Source organism: Flavobacterium sp. (assembly GCF_027483985.1).
Classification (GTDB): domain Bacteria; phylum Bacteroidota; class Bacteroidia; order Flavobacteriales; family Flavobacteriaceae; genus Flavobacterium.
Genome location: NZ_JAIXTJ010000024.1, coordinates 74,025 through 96,198 on the forward strand (window position 1 = coordinate 74,025; position 22,174 = coordinate 96,198).

Sequence of the window (22,174 nt, forward strand, 5' to 3'; positions counted from 1 at the left end):
TTTAATTATTGACAAATTATAGGCGTCATATTCAGTTTTGGATATAGAATCTTTATAAAAATACCTAAATTTAGTTTAATTTATCAAAAAAATGTTTTAAAAATTGATAATTAAAACCATTTTCGAGTAAATAATCCTACTAAAGATTTTGGGCTAAATGCAATAATAAATCGTATTTTTTCGGTGTATTTTGGTTGAGAAACTTCCCAACCGTTGTTAGAATAAACCGGAAAATAAAGCTCAAAGAAATCGGTTACCAAATTTAATCGGATACCGTTGTCGTAGACAAATCTGGCATCTTGTTGTTTGTTTTTTAGAAAACCAAAATCGCTGTAGATTTCAACCCAATTCCAAATATTAAAACTGGCATTAAGTGTTGTAATCCATTGGTTTGAAAAAGGATTTGATAACTTAGATTTGAATCCGCCTTCGGCTTCTATAAATTGTTGACTAAACAACCCAGTACTTTCAGAACGACCTAAATAGTTGTAATCAAACAAATAGTCCGTTGGACGATCCAATGCGAAATTAAAATAATTACTTTCTGATTTGTTATATAAAAAAAGACCAGCATAAACGCGCAAGTTGACTTGACGGTTGTTATCAAATAGTCTTCTAAAAGTCAAACTAGCCGAAGTTTTTCCGAATTGAGAACCCAATTGTAAATCGGTTGAATAGGCAAATGCTTTCGTAATTTCGACTTTACTACTATTAAAACGCGCATTAAAAATAGAGTAGTTGCCTTCAAAAGTATTTTTAACAAATTGACTAGGTTCGCGATTTACATAAACTTGTCTTAGTACAATATTCTTTCCTTGATTGCTTCTTAAATCGTCTTCTCTAAATCGGAAAATTACAAACGGATTTACTTTTTGATAATAAGCATCGGGTGCATAATGAAAGGTGCTTCCGCTAAAACCATATCGAATTAAAAACAGATTACTGTCTCGATTGAATTGATTAACAACAAAAGAGAAACTTCCAGAAATATCTTGTGTTTTTGTTGAAAATGATGGATTTACATCAAAAGTAAACGGACGATCTAAAATGGTTTTGTTGTGAAAGTTTATTCCAGGAATAAATCCGTCATAATAATTGTATTCAAGTGTTGGTACATATAACACTTGATTGTAATTAGGATCTTCAAGGTCTTTCATCAAATTAAACTTAATCGGACGATTGCTTAATCTAAATGGTTTTAGTGATTTCCAGTTATTACGTTGATTGTATTCGGGAACGATATTCTTGTAATTTAGTACGATTTTATCAGCATTATATCGTTTAAAAGTATAGGTAGAATCGGTTTTAGGATTATCAATCCATTCTTTAAAAACGATTTGTTTGTTTTTTATCCCATAAACTGGAATGGGAACGGTTACATCGGTTTTATTTTTGAGTGTAAAAGAGACGCTATCATTTGTTTTCGAAACTTCATCAAATTTATAATCGACAATAGCTCTAGAATTGATTATCGTATTAAAAAACCAATCTGTTTTTTTGGGAGTATTGTTTTGAATTATAGTTTGAAATTTATCGCTGTTAGTATAATTAGTATTTGCTGTTAGGATGAACTCACGAATACTTTTCTTCAAAGTTTCTTCACCAATATAATCTGATAGATATCTAAAACTTAACCCTGCTCTATATTTTGAAGCAATTTTTTCATTAAATTTTATCAATGTATTTTTAGGATTTCCGAGTGGTTGGTCTAAGTTTTTACGCGCCATAAGCATATAGAAATAACTATACTGTTCGTTAAAATCTAAAGAAACCAAACGATATCCTTTTATTAATTTTAATTTAGCAACTGAACCCATCATTTTGGCATCAGGATAATGCTCATCAATATATTTCATCATAAAATGAATTTGAATCGCATCAAAAATCCAATTGTCTTTTCTCGAGTCTAAAAGAAGTGTAGATTTTAAGTAATTGTTTAAAAACGTTTTTAGAAATTTTAATTCATAAATAAACTCATCTGGAAACGGACTGATGAATGAAGGCAATTGATTCAAACCATAAAACGGATTTAGGTCATAATCAACTTGAGAAACTGATATTTTAGATTTGGGATATTTTCCTAAATTTTCTTCAACGTAGGTTAGTACTTTATCTACAATCAAGGCTTTGTTGATGTCGCTTACTTTTTTATCTTCTAAATTTGTAACAATATCTAAATCACCATTTTTAAAACTCATAAAAGTGGTTTTATCTTCCATATAAAGGTTTAGATACTGACAATTTTTTCCAGAAAAATAATAAGTATTGTTTTCTTTTTTGTCTAAAACCAAATCGCTAACCACTTGATTATTGTTGGTGGTAATTTGTAAATCAATATCCGACAATGCATTGGATGCATCATCAATATTTAAATTACTATAAGTTTTAAACATTTTATTTTCATAAACGGCTGGTGTTAGAAAACAATTTTTTAGAGCCATTCCGTTTTGAGAATTAAATCCGTAGCGAGTGAATTTATCGTCCGGAATTTTTAAGATGTAAGAAAGCGTAAAGGTTTTTTTTTGGTTGGGTAAAATAGGTTCTTTCAAAACGATTTCGACTAAATCAGGTTGATTTTCGAGTCTATTCCAGGTTAAAATTGATTTTGTTTCATCAATTATGGTAAGGGTATTTGTTGCACCACGTTCTCTATCAGATGCTAAATGAAAGCTTCTTACAAACTCATCTGAAAAGCGTTTTCCTAACGGACTATTTCTATCAGAATAAGCATTATTCCAATCGTTTAATATAATCGAATTTAGGACTTCTGTCGATTGATTGAAATAGGTTAATTCTTGATATACACTAAGTGTTTTCTTTTCGTTATCAACATCAACTACAAGTTTAGAATGGTGTTGCGAAAACGAAAAAATACTAAATAAAAGAAATAAGTAGGTTACATTTTTCAAGTTTTAGATTTGGGTTTAAATAGTTTATTAAAAATTGCTCTTGTAAATTGTTCTGCTCCATCTTTATTCATATGTCCGCAGGTTGAAAAATATTTATCTTCGGTTACAAGATTCTCAAATCTACGGATTTCTGGATAAATTTCGTTAATATGATTAAAATAATCTCTGTTGATGGTTTCCATACACATTGGTGTAGTCATCGCAATGAGTTTGATATTATTCTTTTTACAAATTGCTTTGATCTCGTCATAAGCCTTATTCTTTTTCGGATAATATTTAGATAAATCTGCTGCTACCATTGGTCTTTTATCAGTCATTAAAGGATAAAATCCATCTCTATCTAAAGCATTTGTGCGTTTTTGGATGATAGTTTGATACAATTCTCTGAAGCCAACTCGAGCGTCATAATGCATGTATCTATAAAACGGAATGAAGAGTAGTTTGTTATATTCAGGTATTTCTTTGTAGTGATTTCTTATAGTTTTTGAAGTATGAAAATAAGGCATAAACAATGACCGAATCGCTTCAGAATGATCATTAGTATTAATATTTAAATCAACTTGAACAATTAGGTTATCAATTTTATAACCTTGTTCAACCATAAGTTTTAGCATCAAAGCCGATTCTTCGAGGCGTGAACGTGTTATTCCGTAATTAAAAGTTTTGTAGCCTTGGTCGTTGAAAATCTTTGGAACAAAGTGGTTGTTAACACGCGATGAACCAAGAAATACTACATCAAAATTTTTGTCTTTAGATTTAAAAATATGACTTACCTTATCTCTGGCTTCCGATTGAATGTAAACAGTTGTGTACAAAACATCAAGCACAATCATTGTGATAATGAGAATGGCCAAACCTTTTAATAAAAATTGTATAAACTGTCGCATTAAAATTGAAAATAAATAAATTCTTTGTAATCTGAAAATACACCTAATGCCAAGATTGCTGCTAAGCATAAACCTAATTTAACCCAACTGTATCTGCCTGAAATAGGTTCGATTTTGTGACGGTTATTCCATTCGATAAGAATAAAAATAATAATTAAAGCAATAATGTTATGACTGTAACGCTCAATTCTGAAATATTGTTCAGAGAAGTTTAAATCGCTACACATTCTGATTATATAATTATACGCATCAGTAATGGTTTTGGATCTAAAAAAAATCCAAGCCAAGGCAGTTATTGCAAAAGTTGTGGTAATATTAAAAAGAATTCTAATCGATTCTATATTCCATCCTAAAGTGAAAGCATCGACGTTTTTTCTGTTTCTATTTAATAATAAAAGCGGTAAAAAATATAAGGCATTAATCAAACCCCAAATGATAAACGTCCAATTGGCTCCGTGCCAAAAACCACTTACAAGAAAGATAATGAAGGTATTTCTCACTTGAAATAGTTTATTGCCTTTGCTTCCGCCAAGTGGAATGTATAAATAATCGCGAAACCAAGACGAAAGTGAAATGTGCCAACGACGCCAAAACTCAGCAATATCGCGTGAAAAATAGGGATAATTGAAATTTTTAAGTAGGTCAACGCCAAATAATTTAGATGTTCCTAAAGCAATATCAGAATATCCTGAAAAGTCACCATAAATTTGAAAAGAGAAATAAATCGCACCTAAAATTAAGGATAAGGAATTCATTGTTGAGTAATTATCAAAAATTTCATTGGCATAAATCGCACAAGAATCGGCAATAACTACTTTTTTTACTAAACCCCAAATGATTTGATAAACACCTTCTTTAGCTTTTTCAAAATTGAATTTTCGTCTTCTTTTAATTTGTGGTAAAAGGTGAGTAGCTCGTTCGATTGGACCTGCAACAAGCAGTGGAAAATAACTTACGAACAACGAATAATCAACAAAGTTTTTTTCAGATTTGATGCGGTTGTAATAAATGTCAATGATGTATGACAAACCGTGAAAGGTATAAAACGAAATTCCGACAGGCAGAATTAATTTCAATAAAATCGGACTAGCCGAAAGTCCAAAGCCTTGCAGTAACTCGGCAAATGATGTGGCAAAAAAGTTGTAATATTTGAAAATTCCTAGAAAACCTAAATTGATTGAAATACAAAGCCAAAGCCATATTTTTCGCTCAGATTGTGTTTTACTTTGTTCGATTTTCATTGCGGATACATAATCCAATAATGTTGAAAAAACCAATAAAAATAAAAACCTCCAATCCCAACAAGAGTAGAAATAGTAACTCGCCAAAATCAAGATGTAATTCTGATTGATTTTAGATTTATGACCAACAAACCAATACATTATAAAAACGATTGGAAGGAAAATGGCAAAATGTAACGAGTTGAAAAACATAAAATTAAAATTTTCAAAAAACTAAATTCCAAATTCCAATGTAAGTACTAATTGGAATTTGGAATTTTATAATTGGAATTAAAGTTAGAAGTTCGGACTTAAATTGTATTTTTTGTAGAAGTTATCTAAAGCCTCAACAACTTCATCTTCGGTATCCACAATTTTAATCAAATTTAAATCTTCGATATTGGCATTTTTTTCTTCGGTAATCATTACGTTTTTGATCCAGTCCATCAATCCTGACCAGTATTGTGATCCCACAAGAATAATTGGGAATTTACCAATTTTCTTGGTTTGAATTAAAGTTATCGCTTCAAACATTTCGTCTAAAGTTCCAAAACCTCCTGGCATTACCACAAAACCTTGTGAATACTTGATAAACATTACTTTACGCACAAAAAAGTAATCGAAATTCAAGTTTTTATCTTTATCAATATACGGATTGTAATGTTGTTCAAACGGTAATTCAATATTTAAACCTACCGAAGTTCCTCCGCCAGTATGCGCACCTTTATTTCCAGCTTCCATAATTCCTGGTCCGCCACCAGTGATTACGCCATAACCAGCTTTACTGATTTTGAAAGCAATTTTTTCTGCCAACAAGTAATATTTATTGTCAGGTTTTGTGCGAGCCGATCCAAAAATAGAAACACAAGGTCCAATTCTAGCCATAGTTTCATAACCATTCACAAATTCAGACATAATTTTGAAAATTCCCCACGAGTCGTTACTTCGTATTTCGTTCCAAGTTTTTTGTTGTAATTTATCTTTAATTAAATCGTCTTCGCTTGCAAATTCTTCAAATTTCATATTCTATATTTTATAATTTATTATTTTGGGTAGTATTATTTGCGCTAAAAAAAGCCTGCTAAAGTAATTCTTTTTTCAAAAACTGCGCCGTATAACTTTTCTTATTCTTCACAATTTCTTCTGGAGTTCCTTTGCAAATAATTTCTCCGCCACCTTTTCCGCCTTCTAAACCAACGTCAATTATGTAATCTGCTAGTTTTATTACATCTAAATTGTGTTCGATAATTAAAACAGAATTACCTTTATCAACCAGTCGATTTATTACATCCATTAGCACACGAATGTCTTCAAAATGCAAACCGGTTGTAGGTTCGTCCATAATATAAAACGTATTTCCAGTATCTTTTTTAGATAATTCGGTTGCCAATTTTATACGTTGCGCTTCACCACCAGAAAGTGTTGTGCTTTGTTGACCAAGTGTGATATAGCCTAATCCAACATCTTGCAAAGTTTGCACTTTTCGTTGAATTTTTGGAATGTTTTCAAAAAATGGAACGGCTTCATCAATAGTCATATTCAAAACATCAGAAATTGATTTTCCTTTGAATCGAATTTCCAAAGTTTCTCTATTAAAACGCTTTCCAAGACACGTTTCACATTCTACATAAACATCGGGCAAGAAACTCATTTCGATAGTTCTAACACCTGAACCTTCGCAGGTTTCACATCTTCCGCCTTTTATATTAAAACTAAATCTTCCGGCTTTATAACCACGAATCATAGCTTCTGGCGTCATCGTAAAAAGATTTCGTACTTCACTAAAAATATCAGTATAAGTCGCTGGATTGGATCGTGGTGTTCTTCCAATCGGACTTTGATCGATGTCAATTACTTTGTCAATGTGTTCTAAACCTTCAATTTTTTTGTAAGGTTGCGGTTTTTTCACGCCGTTGTAAATATGTGCGTTCAAAATAGGGTAGAGCGTTTCATTTATCAATGTAGATTTTCCGCTTCCTGAAACTCCGGTTACACATATTAATTTTCCTAATGGAAATTCGACTGAGACATTTTTAAGATTATTTCCGCTCGCACCAGATAACTTTATTGATTTTCCGTTGCCTTCACGACGCGTTTTCGGAATGTCAAATTTCATTGTGCCATTCATATATTGCGCTGTGATTGTTGTTTCTTTCAACAACTCTTTTGGTGTTCCTTTACTGATGATGTTTCCACCATATTTTCCGGCTTTCGGACCAATATCAATTACATAATCGGCTTCTTCAATCATATCTTTATCGTGTTCCACTACAAGAACCGAATTTCCGATATCACGAAGATTTTTCAAAGAATTAATCAATCGTTCGTTGTCACGCTGGTGCAAACCGATACTTGGTTCATCTAAAATATAAAGTACGCCGACCAATTGTGAACCGATTTGTGTTGCCAAACGAATACGTTGCGCTTCACCACCAGAAAGTGATTTAGAACTTCGATTCAATGACAAATAACTTAACCCAACATCCATCAAGAATTTTAATCTATCATTAATTTCTTTAAGGATTTCAGTTGCGATGGTTTTTTGTTTTTCAGATAATTCTTTTGGTAAATTATTAAACCAAACAGTCAATTCTGAAATATCCATTGATGATAATTCGGCTATATTTTTATTATTTATTTTGAAGAAAAGTGATTCTTTTTTCAATCTTGAACCGTGACATTCAGGACAATTAATTTCGTCCATAAATTCTTTAGCCCAACGTTTTATAGAGCTTGAATTACTATCATCATATTGAGTCTTAATAAATTTGGCAATTCCTTCAAAATCAATTTTATATTCTTTGGTAACGCCAGCTGTTTTTGAAACAACCGAGAATTTTTCGTTTCCGCCATTCAAAATCATTTCCATAGCTTCTTCCGAAATGGTTTCGATAGCATCGGTCAATTTGAAATTATATTTTTCTCCAATGATTTCTAATTGTTTGAACATCCAAGACGATTTATATTCGCCAAGCGGAGCAAATCCGCCTTTATTAATAGATAATTTTGGATTCGGAATGATTTTTTTTCTGTTGATTTCATTGATAATTCCAAGACCATTACAATGTTCACAAGCACCTTTTGGAGAATTGAAAGAGAATAAATTGGGTTCCGGATTTTGATACGAAATCCCAGTTGTCGGACACATCAAAGTTCTGCTGAAAAACCGAACATCATCACTTTCGTGCTCAATAACCATCATCACATCTTCACCGTGATACATTGCAGTTTTGATACTTTCAGCCAATCTTTTATCGGTATCTTCATCGTTTTCGACTTGCAATCTATCAATTACGATTTCTATATCGTGTGTTTTGTATCTATCGAGTTTCATTCCAGTTGTGATGTCGGTAATTTTTCCGTTTACACGCACTTTTACGAAACCTTGTTTAGCAATTTGTTGGAATAATTCGGCATAATGACCTTTTCTTGCGCGAATGATTGGCGCTAGAACATTTATACGTTTTCCTGCAAAGTTTTCTTTAATCAAATTTTTAATTTGCTCATCAGAATACGAAACCATTTTTTCGCCAGTATTGTAACTGTAAGCATCGCCTGCACGAGCATACAATAATCTAAGGAAATCGTAAATTTCGGTAATGGTTCCAACTGTTGAACGAGGCGATTTGCTTGTAGTTTTTTGCTCGATAGCAATTACAGGCGAAAGTCCATCGATTTTATCTACATCTGGACGTTCCAATCCGCCAAGAAATTGTCGTGCATAAGCCGAAAAAGTTTCTATATAACGGCGTTGTCCTTCGGCATAAATGGTATCAAAAGCCAATGATGATTTTCCTGAACCCGATAGTCCAGTAATTACAACAAGTTTTTCCCTTGGAATAGAAATATCAATGTTTTTGAGGTTGTGAACTCTTGCACCAATTACTTCAATTGTATTTTCGTTTTCTAGCATTTATTCGCTCTATATTGTATTGTTGTATACTGTATAATTTTTTCTGCGAATGAATTTTCTATTTTAAAAATTCGCGAAATGCAAAAATACGATTTTATGAGTAAAATTTTGTTAGTCAGAACAGAAGAATTTGTTAAAGATTTTTATATTTGACGAAACCAAAATTAATTTTAAACTATGAAAATTTTAGGAATAGGATCACGTATAAAGCATTCAGAATTTGGATTAGGAGTTGTAACGAATGTAACTTCAAAACATTATTGGGTAACTTTTATCGAAAATGGATTGGAAACCATTGATGTTAACAGTGAATTTGAAGTAATTGAAGCTGTGGAAGATGAAGTGGATTCAGTGAGTTTTTATGAAGTTGAAAAGACTTTAAAAAACATTCTGCAGAAATGGAGTGATGTAACGCAAATAGTTCCCATAGCAGACAAATGGAAAGGCGGAAAATTGGTAATGGAACCAGGAACACCAACTCAAAATAAAGAAGTACCAATCGATACCTTTTTCAATAAAATTATTATGGTTAGAGATCGACTTCGTGTGATGGAGCAAAAAATAAATTCCAGCAATTTAGATAATGCTGAAAAAGTTGAATTGCAACAATACATAACAAGATGTTACGGTAGTTTAACGACTTTTAACGTATTGTTTAAAAGCACTAATGATTATTTTGTTGGAGAAAAAACAAAATAGTGTTCAGTAATCAGTAGTCAGTGTTCAGTTTGCGAACTGCCAACTGAACACTGCTAACTGATATTTCTCTTCCTCTGACGATTTTCTATATAATCTTCAATGGCTTTTTTGGTTGTATACCAATTTCTACCTTCTTTGTGAGCATCAATTTTCCCTTGTCTTGCTAATAAACTTATGTATTCTTGACCATAAGGCGAATTAGGTTCGCTCACAATATTTGAAATTTCTTGAAAATCATAATCATTATCGGGCAATGAACTTAGATAAATATTTAAGGTTCGTTCTTGAGCTTGACACATCAATAACATCAATTTTTGATAATTTCCATTATTAGCTTGGTTTAATGCTTCGTAATATTTTTTTCTATCGGTAGATAAAATAATAGCAGGCGGAAAACCTTTTCGCATCAATAATAAATTCATTGCTAGTCTAACAGTTCTTCCGTTTCCATCAAAGAATGGATGGATCCAAACAAATTTATGGTGAAAGATTGTAGCCAATTCAATGTCGTTCAATTGCAGTGGATTGGTAGTTACAAAATCAATCAATTCATCAAGTAAATCAGAAACTTTATTGGCATTTGGCGGAACAAAATTGGCTCCTGAAATTCTAACGCCGCCATTTCTAATTCTTCCAGCAAAATCTTCTTCAATCATATTTAAAACCAAACTGTGAATGGAAAGTATATCGATTGCTCGAATTTCATAACTATCATCAACAATAGAAAACAAATAATTGATGGCTTTCTCGTGATTTTTTGCCTCAAAATGTTCGCGAAGTGATTTTCCTTTTACAGTAATTCCTTCTTGCAAAACCATTTGAGTTTCTTGAAGAGTCAATGTATTTCCTTCAATACTGTTGGAATTATAAGTCCATTCTATTGATAATGATTCTTTAATTTTTTGCAAAGCAATATTTGGCAATGGTCTGCTTCTTTTTAAAACAGCCATTTTATCATACAATCTATCGAATGTTGATTGAAATTCTTCTCTATATTTTGTATCAATGTTCCACATAACAACGCAAAGATATTTCTTAATATCGGATAATGCAAATTTTAAATTCATCCGATATTAAAATTTTTCAAAAATCAATTTCAACTTCAAAAATCAATTTCAACTTCAAAAGTCAACTTCAACTTAAAAAGTCAAATTATTGTTTAAGCATTATTAAGTTTTGTTGTTGAATTTTGAAGTTGATTTTTGAACTTGAAACTATTCAATAACCATTTCTTTCAATTGCTCGCGATAAGCTTCAAGGATTTCGACTTTTGATAGTAGTCCAAAGAATTTTCCATTTTTATTAATTGGAAGGACGGTTTGATTTGAAGTTTCAAACTTTTCCATAATAGTTTCCATTCCGTCGTCGTGAAGAATGATTTCTTTGGGTTGCGAAAGTATTTCTTTTATTTCTGTGAATTTAATTCGGTAAGGATTGAAAATTATGGAGCGAATATCTTCAAAATCCACAATGCCGATTAACTTATTCTTTTCATCTAAAACCGGAATAATTTGCTGATTAGAATTTGACAAATGTTCAATCAAATTTTCAAGTGTTTTTTCAAGTGTAATGGTTTTGATATCAGTTTGAACTAAGGATAGAAAATCAATACTTTGAAGAATATTTTTGTCCTTATCACTTGTAAAAACTTCGCCTTTATCGGCAAGCGCTTTTACATCCATAGAGTGTTTTTCAAATTGTTTTGAAACAGCATAACTTATTGAAGATACAATCATTAGCGGAACCATTAAATCATAACCGCCAGTGATTTCACCTATCAAAAATATCGCTGTTAATGGAGCGTGAAACAATCCAGATAAAATTCCAGCCATTCCAACAATGGTAAAATTGGTTACTGGAAGATGCGAATTGATGTTGGTCAAATCCATAAATTTTGCTACAAAAAATCCAAGATACGATCCCACAAATAGAGAAGGAGCAAAGTTACCTCCATTTCCGCCAGAACCTAATGTTAAACCAGTTGCGAAAGATTTTAATAATACAATTAAACCAACAAATCCTAGTAAAATCCATTCGTTGCTTTTATGACTTTCTAATAAAGTATTTTCTAACAAACTTTCAGGATGTGCTGTTGAAAGGGTTTTCATACTTTCATAACCTTCACCAAAAAGCGTTGGAAAAAAGAAGATTAAAACCGCTAAAATGGCAGCTCCAAAAACTGCTTTTTTATAGGTGTTGTTTTTGAATCTACTAAAAAAGTGTTCTACTTTTCTGAAATTTCTTGCGTGATAAACCGATACAAATCCTGCTAAAACTCCCAATAAAACATAGTATGGTGTGTTGTGAAAATCAAAATTTTGTTCCTGTTCAAATCTTAGTAATACATCTTGACTTAACAAAACTTTAGAAACCAAAGCACCTGTTGCCGCAGAAATCATAATCGGAATAAAGGCCGAAATAACTACATCAGTTAAAACAACTTCTATGGCAAACAAAACACCAGCAATTGGAGCATTGAAAGCAGCGCCAATTCCTGCAGCAACTCCGCAAGCAAGAAGTAAAATTCTATCTTTTTGTGATAATTTATATTTTTGAGCAAAGTTACTTCCAAAAGCTGCACCAGTAATTACAATCGGGCTTTCTAATCCAGCAGAACCGCCTAATCCAACGGTTAACGAACTGGTAATAATTTGTGCGTACATTTGCTTTTTTGGGACAATTCCTCCTTTTTTCGCAACTGCATAAAGTATTCGCGAGCTTCCTTTTTCTATTGATCCATCAAGAAATTTTTTGATAACAAAAACGGTCAACAAAATACCAATTATCGGAAAAATACTGTTGGCAAAAGGTAATTTTAAATATCCATTGGCATAGTTGGCAAATATGAAGACATTGTGAGCAAAACTTTTTAGGATAATCACAGCCAAAGCACAAGATATTGCAACAGCAACCGCCGCTAGATAAATAAAATTACGTTCAGACAAAATTGTTTTTGCCAAGAAGAACAATGATTCTAATCGGCGAGCAATTTTTCTAAAAAATAATTGAACGATTACGGACTTTCTGTTTGGCATTCTGATTGGATGACTTCGATTTGCAAAAGTAGTGTTTTAAAATTTTACACAAAAAAAATCCGATGAAGGATATTTTCATCGGATTTTGAATTTATTCACAACTTCTTTTGTTGAGAATTACCTCAATAGGTTTATAAACTCTATCACCAAATGAGGAATCATAATAATCATTCGAATTGTAATTTCCACACAATGGAAATGCGTCAATTGTCGTAAGTTTAATTTCTTTTGTTCCATAAAAAGTCCAGTCATTATTTCCATAATCGCAAAAACTTTCAATTATTAAATAGTAATTTTCAATGTCAAGTCTACTTGGAATTATGACGCTGTATTCGTCAGATAAAAACGGGAATCTATTATTTTGAGTTAAAATGTAAACTTTATTGCTTACAACCTTATCTTTTTTCTTTTTGACTAAAGTTACTTTCAAATTTGGAATCGTATTCTGATTTTCTCTTGTGTGAACTTTTAAAACTATTATATCTGAAAAATCATAGCCGCAATGTTGTGCGTTAATTACATTGGATACCAAAATAATTAAAAAGATTAGTATTTTTTTCATATCAAATATTATAAATTCAACAATTTAATATCTCCAGCAGCAGTGATGATATAGTATCTATTGTTTCTGATAATAGTGTTTTTTGGCAATTGGTCTTCTTTAAGTTTGATTCGAATTGTAATGTCGTAAAAAGCTTGAATTGTCGGTTCAGTAATATCAGGATTCATAACAAAATTGTGATCTTTTACCAATGCTTGGTTATAATATTGTGTTGTGTTTTTCTTAATATTATGAACTTCTCCTTTTGGATCAAAATTAGCATCAGCTTGTGAATACGCTTGATAACTTCTATAACTTTCCATCGGATAAGTTACATTAAAACCTTCTTGAAGTATTTTTTCTTTTTTATTCAAATCGGTATTCATAATAAGTGAATAATTTGCCATTTGATCTTTAAAAACTTCTAATGCTTTTCTTTGCATTGCGCTTCTAACTTGGTCAAAATTGGTAGTTACATAATCTACTTTAGCAATATCGTAAATTTCGTTTTTTCCGCAAATGGATAGAATTTTATCAAAATCATTATTGTTTCTAAATTTGATTAAGATGTTCTTTTTCAATTCAAATCCAGATGGTTTTTCGTTATACGTTTTCGGATTAAAAATCTTTTTATCAACAGCATAATCATATGTTGGAACAAACGAAATCATATCGGTTTCAACCACAATTTCTTTATTGAATAATGCTAATTCTTTCATAACATTTCCAATTCGTTCGTCAATTAAGTTAGTGGCTTCTTCGGCAGTTTTTCCTAATTGAAGTACAGCAAATGTTGCAATTTGAGCAGTAGCACGTTCGTTATAAATTCCTTTAATCGTCAAGACCATTTCGTCTTGACTGCTTGAAGTGGTTTGAATCGTGTTTACTCTATTAATTGTGTAGCCACCATTTCCGTAAGCGCCGTTTCCATAATCGGCGTTTCCTTTTTTCTCGTATTGAGCATTTCCCATATCTTGCGCATTTGCAAAATTTAATGCTAGTGTAAGAGCGATTGTTGTTAAAATTTGTGTCTTCATTTTTTTAAGTTTTTAAAATTAATGATGCAATGATAGTCTCGTTTTTCAAAGTTGGTTTGGTAAAACTACTTTCAACTAACTGTAAAGTTTTTTACTTACATTTACAGCACTTTTACAGTTGGTTTACAATAGAACTATCGCACTGTATCCTTACATTTGAATCGAATAATTAGAATGACAGAACTTGAAAAATTTCAGGAATTGAAACAAAAAGTGCTTTTGAAATATCAAGAGCATCATCCTTTTTTTCAAGGAACTTGGAAGACATTTAGTTCGCAAGACATTCAAAATTTGATTGGTTTAATCGAAGAAAAGTGTAAGCAAACGATTAGTGAAAAATGGATTTACACGCATTTAAAACCCGAAACCAACAGCAAGATTCCACGAAAAGATATGCTGAATATTCTATCGGAATTTGTAGGTTTTTCAGGTTGGGATGAGTTTACATTTGAAGAAAAAATTGTTCACGAAATTGAAGGAACTCCATCAGAACAAGTTGAAAAATCGAAAATTTCTAAGAAATGGTTGTTACTATTATTTATTCCATTGGCTTTGGTTGTTGTTTTTTTTAGCAAAAAAGAAGAGTCAAAACCTAAAACAATTCAATTAAACAATGAATATACTAATGAAAAAGTCAATGCAGAAGAAGTCAAAGTTTTTGAAGTCAAAGATTCGGTCAAACAAGAATTAGAAATAAAAGAAGGTAAAGTTCAAGTTTCAAATAATGGTAATGAGAAATCAAAATTGGTTATTCAAAGTCCGTTTTACGAACCTAAAACAATAGTTATAAATTCAAATGGAACAACAACTGAACCACCAAAACGAATTGATTTAAAACCAGATGATTATGCGATGATGCTCAAAGCATTTATGTTATCAGATATTAAAGATTGGCAAACTAGAAAAGAGCAATTGAATAAAATATTATCAGATAATTTGGAAGTAATTGTGATGTTGAAAGACGATTTGGGAGCAGAATATTTCAATAAAAGCGAGTTTTCTCAAAAGTTGATTATACCAACGGCTTCGTTAAAAAAGATGAAGATTGTTGAAATTAAAAACGATGCTACTGATAAAATTCAGTTCATTAGAATTAAACAGGAATAGAATGAATAAGAAATTTTTATTTATCGTTATTTTATTGTGTAGCTTTTTTGTTAATGCTCAAGATGTTTTGAAAGAGAGTGTTTCAGAAAAGAAATCTGTTGCAACAATGTCTTTAAATAAAAGATTTTCTGCCAAAGTTTTGAATGCTTATCAAGAAAATTCTAAAACTAAAGTTGAAGATTTGTTTTCTTATTTTCAGATGCTTACTGATGCTTCATTGAATGATGATTTGAAGAAAGAAGTGGTCAAAAATATCAATTTGTTATTTCAAAATCCCAATACATTGGTGATTGATTTTACTTCGGATTCTTTTGATAAAATAACTTTACAACAATTTATTCAAAAGCTTTTAATTTCTGAACCCATTTTATTTTCAGTTTCTGATGAAAGCAGATATGATTCTGTAGAATATCAAAGTTGGAAAACGGGATATACTGTTTCAAGAACAAAATCGGGCATAGTTTTAAAAACTAAAATTGTTCAAAAAGTATATTTTTACGAAACCCCAAAAATGTTTGGTGAAGAAACTAAAGTAGTTTTTTCTACACTTTTAGGAGAAATGTAATTACTTTATATTTCTCAATGCTTCACGTTGACTTAAAGGTTTTAAGTTAGTTGAATTTACATATTCTGTAACACCAATTGGATTAAAACGACTGTAATCTCTCAAAGCCCAACCAATTGCTTTTTGAATAAAAAACTCTTTAGATTCTTTATGTTTTTCGCATTCCGATTTTAGTAAATCAAAATTGGTTTTTTCTTTATAACTCAATTGAAATAGTATAGCACTTCGGTTCAACCACATATTATTGGAGTTCGAAAAGCGTTCAATTACTTCATAAGTTTCATTTGGAAATTGTTGTAAATAGCCACCGAGCAAATATTTGGCAACAACATCAACTGAATCCCACCAAGAGTTTGTAGTAATTAATTTTTCAATTAATTTAATATCCTCTAAAACATAGTTTTTCTTGAATTCTTTCACCAATAAATCGATAGCACATTGATGAAATTCTCGTTCATTTTTATTGAATAATTCCCAAGCAATTGTTCTGAAATTTGCTTTAAGATCCGTTTTATACTTTTCATAATTGGTTTTGAAAATAGTTCTTCTTTCTTCGGTTTTAATTCCTAAAAAAGAAAAATTATTTTTCATATAATTCTCCATCGGAATAGCTAGTTCTCGATTGGCTTTTAGATGTAAATCGTGTTCTAAATTTTGTATAAAGTTCATTCTAATTCTTTCAATTTTTCTTCACAATGCTTTCGTAATTCTTCAAAAAACAAAGTAAATTCTTCTTCAAATTCGGTATAAAATTCTTGAACTTCAACAATCGATTCTTGCATATGTGCGCGATGTTTAGTTCTGTAATCCATTTGAAATAAAATCATTTCTAATCCTGACAATGACGCGTAACTTACTAACCAATTTCGAGCAATCATATAAGGTAACATTCCTTTCGTTTTTTCTGTTAGAATGTCGTAATTATCTTGAAGTAATTTGTAGAATTCATCTGCATAATCCTCTAATTTTTCATCAGAATAATTGTTCCAATTTTTAGCTAAAAAATGGTCATAAACTATATCCATAATCACACCAGAATAATGTCCATATTTTTCGTGTAATCTATGTTTACTTTTACGGTAAATGGGATGAGCATCAGTAAAAGTGTCAATATAACGATGTAAAAGAATACCTTTTCGAATTTCGTCTGGATAATCCAAATAATGATGCCCACGAACACTATCAGCCATAAAATTTCCAATTTTAAGCAAATCGTTGTTTCCAGAAAGGTATATGTGAGCTAGGAAATTCATTAAATAGTTTAAAAGTTTAAGTGTTTATGAGTTTAAATGGTTTTGAATCCATTCAACTATCAAAACGCTTCTTGAATTTATAATTGTTTTGTAAATATATTAATTCTTTCAATGTTTTATTGAAAACCAAATCATAACTTTTATATTTGTATTTGAGATGAGTTAACTCTTAAACTTTTAAACTCATAAACTTTTAAACAAAAAATAATGACTTTAATAAAATCAATATCAGGAATTCGTGGAACCATCGGTGGAAAAGTAGGTGATAATTTAACGCCAGTTGATGCAGTAAAATTTGCATCGGCTTATGGAACGTTTCTGAAAAATAATAGTTCTAAAGAAAAACTAACCGTTGTAATTGGTCGCGATGCCAGAATTTCGGGTTCAATGATTCATAATCTGGTTCAAAATACATTAATTGGATTAGGGATAAATGTTATCGATTTAGGACTTTCAACAACACCAACCGTTGAAGTGGCTGTTCCTTTAGAAAAAGCAGATGGCGGAATCATTTTAACGGCTTCTCATAATCCAAAACAATGGAATGCTTTGAAATTATTGAATGAAAAAGGCGAGTTTTTAAATGGTGCTGATGGTGCAAAAATTTTAGAAATTGCAGAAGCAGAAGCCTTTGATTTTGTTGATGTAGATTCGTTAGGAGAAATTACTACCAATGATTCTTATATGGATATTCACATTGATGAAGTTCTAGATTTACCTCTGGTGGATGCAGATTTGGTAAAAACCAAGAAATATAAAGTGGTTGTAGATGCTGTAAATTCTACAGGTGGAATTGTAATTCCGAATTTGTTGGAACAAATGGGCGTTGAAGTGGTAAAGTTATACTGCGAACCAAATGGTCATTTTCCGCACAATCCAGAACCTTTGAAAGAACATTTGGGTGACATTTGTAAATTGGTTGTAGAAGAAAAAGCCGATTTCGGAATTGTAGTTGATCCAGATGTTGATAGATTGGCGTTTATATCAAATGATGGAGAAATGTTTGGCGAAGAATATACTTTGGTAGCGATTGCTGATTATGTTTTGAGTAAAACACCAGGAAATACGGTTTCTAATATGAGTTCGTCTCGAGCATTGAGAGATATTACCAACAAACATAACGGAAGTTATCAAGCAAGTGCTGTTGGTGAAGTAAATGTGGTAGAATTAATGAAAGCTACCAATGCAATAATCGGTGGTGAAGGAAACGGCGGAATCATTTATCCAGAATTACATTACGGAAGAGATAGTTTGGTAGGAGTAGCATTGTTCTTGACTTATTTAGCAAATCAAGAAAAAACAGTTGCCGAATTACGAGCAAGTTATCCGCAATATTATATGAGTAAAAACAAAATTGAATTAACACCTCAAATCGATGTAGATGCCATATTAGTTGCGATGACTGAAAAGTACAAAAATGAGGAAATCAACACAATCGATGGTGTGAAAATTGATTTCGCTACTGAATGGGTTCATTTAAGAAAATCAAATACAGAACCGATTATCAGAATTTATACAGAAGCTCCAACACAAGCTGAAGCTGATACATTAGCTTTTAGAATCATTGATGAAATAAAAGCAGTTGCTGGAATATAATTTAAAAATAAAACCCTGAGATAGCTCAGGGTTTTGTTTTTTTATGAACTACAAGAAAGCATTGAACATCCAATTTTTATTCTTGCCCATTCAGGTCTTTTAGCAAACCATTTTTCGAATTCCGCTTGTTCTTCGTAGGGTTTTTTTAATACTTCGTGCAACTCACTAATTATAGTATAATCGTCATCATTTGCTGCATCAATAGCCAATTGAGCCATATAATTTCTTAAAACATATTTTGGATTTACAGCATTCATTTTTTCTTTACGAATGGCATCAGTATTTTCTTCTATGCCTATTCGGTTGATGTATTTACCAAACCAATTTCCCCAATTTTCGGCAATCGAAGTTGCGATTTCTTTTGGATTGTAAAACGCATTGTTCACAATCGAAATTCCGTCTTTTGCACTAGTATCTTTTTTAATAGTACTCAATGACCTAAAAAAAATGGTCATATCCGTTTCCGACAATTGTAAAACTTGTTCTAAATCGGCTATTAATTTTTCATCATTTTCATTTTGTTTTTCTAGCCCAAGTTTTGATTTCATCATTTCGATATATTCAATATCAAAAGTCGTTTTGAAATCATTTAGAATTTTTTCCAAGTCAGCTGCTTCTTCAATTAAAGGATATAAGGCATTAGCCAACTGAAATAAATTCCATTGTGCTACATCAGGTTGATTTCCAAATCGGTATCTTCTATGTGCTTTATCCGTTGTATTCGGCGTCCAATCAGGATTATAATCTTCCAACCAACCATACGGCCCAAAGTCTATTGTTAGTCCTAAAATCGACATATTATCAGTATTCATTACGCCGTGAACAAATCCAACACGTTGCCAATCAATAATCATTTTACGGGTATTTTCAGCAACTAATTTGAAGAATTCAATGTACTTTTCTTTTCCTTCCGATTGAATGATAGGATAATGATATTTGATAGTAAAATCGGTTAGTTTCTTTAAATTTTCAATATCATTTTGGGCCGAAAAAAGTTCGAAATTTCCAAATCTAATAAACGTTGGCGCAACTCTACAGACCACAGCACCTTTTTCATAATCGGCATTTCCGTCATACATCACATCACGTAATACTTCATCTCCAGTAAGAATTAATGACAACGAACGAGTAGTTGGTACGCCCAAATAATGCATAGCTTCACTGCATAGATGTTCTCTAATTGAAGAACGCAACACTGCCAAGCCATCAGCACGACGCGAGTAAGGTGTACTTCCTGCTCCTTTCAATTGCAGCATCCAATTTTGGTTATTATGGTTGACTTCACCTAAAACAATAGCGCGTCCATCGCCAAGTTGACCTGCCCAATTTCCAAATTGATGTCCTGCATAAGCCATCGCGTAAGGACGAGAATCAGTTAGTACTTTTGTGCCAGAAAAGAGCTCCAAAAAATCATTTGATTGCATTTTTTCTTTTGAAATACCAATTAAATCAGCAACTTCTTCCGTAGCGTGCACAAGTTTTGGTTTGGATGGAATTCTCGGATTTACATACGAAAAAGCAGCATTTAAAACCTGACGAGTAACATTGGTTTCATTAACATCGGCAGGCAATTCTGCACTAAATCTATTGTTTGTTTTCAACTGCATTTAAAGGGAATTTATCATACAAATTTACTTCTTTTTAGCCATCTTTTTATTAGAAATAAGTTAATATATAAACCAGAATATAAAAAAACAGTAATAAAATGTATATTTGAAATTTAGTAGCTTTAACCATTCTTTTTCTATGAATTATAAATTATTTGCAAACTATTTTTCACGTTGTTTAATACTATTATTTATTTCATTAGCTGCAATTAGTTGTGTATCTGTAAAGGAGTACAATAAAAAATTAGCACAACCAATTTCTGAAAAGGAGTTAGTAAAAGATGTTAGTTATGTTCAAAAAAAGTTAGAAAAATTACATCCTAATTTATATACGTACATTTCTAAAGAAGCTTTAAATAACAAGTTTGATAGTGTTCGCAAAGTTTTAGTCAAACCAATTACTGCCTCTGATTTTTTCTTGTTAATTAGTCCGGTTGTTGCTTCTGTTAAACAAGGACACATGAGTATGTCACTTCCAACCAAACGAATAAGTAAAAAAGAGCAAAAACGCTTGGCAAAAGCAGGACTTGGTCCTTTATCTCAATTTGAGTTCGAATGGATGAATGAAAAATTATATGTCATTAAAAATAAATCAAAGCAAAAGTCAATTGCTCTTGGCGCTGAGGTTTTGAGTATAAATAATATTACTCCGCAACAACTTCACAATAAATATAAAACGACTTATACCTCTGACGGATTGAACAAAACCTATTTAAAAAGAGCCTTTTCAAAGCGTTTTACGTCTTATTTGACAAATGAAATAGGCATTAACGATAGTTTGAACTACGTTTTTAAACAAAATGATTCTTTGAAAGAAATTGTTGTAAATCGGTTGAAAGTTGAAATCAAAGAGAAAAATAAATCAAAAGATAAAGCAACTAATGCAAAAGAAACTACTCCAAAAAATGAAAAGCAATTGGTTGAAACCAAAAGAGAAAAACGTATTTTTGGATATGATGAAACTACTAAAACTTTCAGTAAAAAACTTTCCTTTGTAGCTTCAGATAGTAGTATTGCGGTGCTTAAAATTAAAGATTTTTCTAAAGGAAACTTTCGAAAAGCTTACAAATCTTTTTTTGAAGATTTAAAGAACAAAAATGTAAAAACCCTTATTTTAGACTTAAGAAATAATCCAGGCGGAAGAGTTGTCGATGCCGTTGATTTATATTCTTATTTAACTGCTGGTGAGTTTCAAATGCTGCAGCCTGCACAAGTTGTTTCTAAAACTAGTTTGTGGAAATTAGGTATGTTTGATAGAATTCCCAAGATTTTATATCCATTAGCAGCAATTGGATATCCTTTTTATATGGGATTTTCAACTATCAGAACTAAAAAAAATGATGATGGATCTTACACCTATTCTTTGGTTGGCTCTCAAAAGAGACAAAATAAAACTAACTATTTTTCGGGTAAAATTTATGTTTTAATCAACGGGAATAGCTTCTCTGCGGCTTGTTTGGTTTCATCAGCATTAAAAGCAAACAAAGAAGTAATTTTTGTAGGTGAAGAAACTGGTGGCGCTTTCAATTCAACAGTGGCTGGTTTATTGCCAATTGTTCAACTGCCTAATTCTAATTTATCGTTGCGCATTGGTTTAATGGATATCGGAACAACCAATAAAACAGAAGTTTTTGGGCGAGGTGTCTTTCCTGATAAAGAAATTGTACCAACATTAAACGATAAAATCCAAAACAAAGATCCAGAAATGGAGTGGATTTTGAATGATATCAAATTGAAAAACAAATAGTTTTGTAGTTTTTTAGTGTATTGAATAATTATCAAAAATCATTATATTTGAACTCAAA

17 protein-coding genes are annotated in these 22,174 nt (G+C 31.4%); 5 read left to right on the forward strand and 12 right to left on the reverse strand.

Annotated features, from left to right (window positions below):
* Positions 1–110: 110 nt before the first annotated feature.
* The 5 genes from Q0050_RS06035 to uvrA form a co-directional block, all read right to left on the reverse strand.
* Positions 111–2,909, reverse strand: coding sequence for an aminopeptidase (locus tag Q0050_RS06035; RefSeq protein WP_298393322.1), 2,799 nt, complete (start codon positions 2,907–2,909; stop codon positions 111–113).
* A complete protein-coding gene (locus Q0050_RS06040; protein ID WP_298393324.1) occupies positions 2,906–3,796 on the reverse strand; it encodes a hypothetical protein in 891 nt (296 codons plus the stop codon). The genes Q0050_RS06035 and Q0050_RS06040 overlap by 4 nt, the downstream gene beginning before the upstream one ends.
* Positions 3,796–5,229, reverse strand: coding sequence for an MBOAT family protein (locus Q0050_RS06045; RefSeq protein WP_298393326.1), 1,434 nt, complete (start codon positions 5,227–5,229; stop codon positions 3,796–3,798). Before Q0050_RS06045 ends, Q0050_RS06040 begins: the two co-directional genes overlap by 1 nt.
* A gap of 84 nt (positions 5,230–5,313) precedes the next feature.
* Positions 5,314–6,039: a TIGR00730 family Rossman fold protein gene (locus tag Q0050_RS06050; RefSeq protein WP_298393327.1), complete on the reverse strand. Its 726-nt coding sequence runs from the start codon at positions 6,037–6,039 to the stop codon at positions 5,314–5,316.
* Between the two features lie 58 nt (positions 6,040–6,097).
* Positions 6,098–8,929: an excinuclease ABC subunit UvrA gene (uvrA, locus tag Q0050_RS06055; RefSeq protein WP_298393328.1), complete on the reverse strand. Its 2,832-nt coding sequence runs from the start codon at positions 8,927–8,929 to the stop codon at positions 6,098–6,100.
* Positions 8,930–9,106: 177 nt separating this feature from the next.
* On the opposite strand from uvrA, the gene Q0050_RS06060 reads away from it, so the two are divergent.
* A complete protein-coding gene (locus tag Q0050_RS06060) occupies positions 9,107–9,628 on the forward strand; it encodes a hypothetical protein (RefSeq protein WP_298393330.1) in 522 nt (173 codons plus the stop codon).
* A gap of 53 nt (positions 9,629–9,681) precedes the next feature.
* On the opposite strand, the gene Q0050_RS06065 is transcribed toward Q0050_RS06060, so the two are convergent.
* The 4 genes from Q0050_RS06065 to Q0050_RS06080 all read right to left on the reverse strand — a co-directional run bounded on the left by Q0050_RS06065 (position 9,682) and on the right by Q0050_RS06080 (position 14,241).
* A complete protein-coding gene (locus Q0050_RS06065; protein ID WP_298393754.1) occupies positions 9,682–10,644 on the reverse strand; it encodes a Fic family protein in 963 nt (320 codons plus the stop codon).
* 198 nt (positions 10,645–10,842) lie between these two features.
* Positions 10,843–12,663 (reverse strand): chloride channel protein, encoded by a 1,821-nt coding sequence (locus Q0050_RS06070; RefSeq protein ID WP_298393332.1) that lies wholly within the window; start codon positions 12,661–12,663, stop codon positions 10,843–10,845.
* A gap of 91 nt (positions 12,664–12,754) precedes the next feature.
* Positions 12,755–13,225 (reverse strand): hypothetical protein, encoded by a 471-nt coding sequence (locus tag Q0050_RS06075; protein ID WP_298393334.1) that lies wholly within the window; start codon positions 13,223–13,225, stop codon positions 12,755–12,757.
* Positions 13,226–13,233: 8 nt separating this feature from the next.
* Entirely contained in the window at positions 13,234–14,241 is a 1,008-nt protein-coding gene (locus Q0050_RS06080; protein ID WP_298393335.1) for an SIMPL domain-containing protein, read from the reverse strand.
* Positions 14,242–14,415: 174 nt separating this feature from the next.
* On the opposite strand from Q0050_RS06080, the gene Q0050_RS06085 reads away from it, so the two are divergent.
* Entirely contained in the window at positions 14,416–15,348 is a 933-nt protein-coding gene (locus tag Q0050_RS06085) for a hypothetical protein (RefSeq protein ID WP_298393336.1), read from the forward strand.
* Between the two features lies 1 nt (position 15,349).
* Positions 15,350–15,913, forward strand: a complete 564-nt coding sequence (locus Q0050_RS06090; RefSeq protein ID WP_298393337.1) for a hypothetical protein — start codon at positions 15,350–15,352, stop codon at positions 15,911–15,913.
* On the opposite strand, the gene Q0050_RS06095 is transcribed toward Q0050_RS06090, so the two are convergent.
* Both Q0050_RS06095 and Q0050_RS06100 read right to left on the reverse strand, forming a co-directional pair.
* The gene (locus tag Q0050_RS06095) at positions 15,914–16,582 is read right to left on the reverse strand and encodes a DNA alkylation repair protein (protein WP_298393339.1); all 669 of its coding nucleotides are present in this window, start codon (positions 16,580–16,582) and stop codon (positions 15,914–15,916) included.
* A complete protein-coding gene (locus Q0050_RS06100) occupies positions 16,579–17,166 on the reverse strand; it encodes an ACP phosphodiesterase (RefSeq protein ID WP_298393340.1) in 588 nt (195 codons plus the stop codon). Before Q0050_RS06100 ends, Q0050_RS06095 begins: the two co-directional genes overlap by 4 nt.
* Before the next feature lie 207 nt (positions 17,167–17,373).
* Here Q0050_RS06100 and glmM point away from each other — a divergent pair, with 207 nt between their 5' ends.
* Positions 17,374–18,762, forward strand: coding sequence for a phosphoglucosamine mutase (gene glmM / locus Q0050_RS06105; protein ID WP_298393341.1), 1,389 nt, complete (start codon positions 17,374–17,376; stop codon positions 18,760–18,762).
* Positions 18,763–18,803: 41 nt separating this feature from the next.
* Here the strand turns inward: glmM and Q0050_RS06110 are convergent, their stop codons facing one another.
* On the reverse strand, positions 18,804–20,369 hold the full coding sequence (locus Q0050_RS06110) for a YdiU family protein (RefSeq protein WP_298393343.1): 1,566 nt from the start codon (positions 20,367–20,369) through the stop codon (positions 18,804–18,806).
* 139 nt (positions 20,370–20,508) lie between these two features.
* On the opposite strand from Q0050_RS06110, the gene Q0050_RS06115 reads away from it, so the two are divergent.
* The gene (locus Q0050_RS06115; protein ID WP_298393345.1) at positions 20,509–22,116 is read left to right on the forward strand and encodes a S41 family peptidase; all 1,608 of its coding nucleotides are present in this window, start codon (positions 20,509–20,511) and stop codon (positions 22,114–22,116) included.
* Positions 22,117–22,174 lie beyond the last annotated feature (58 nt).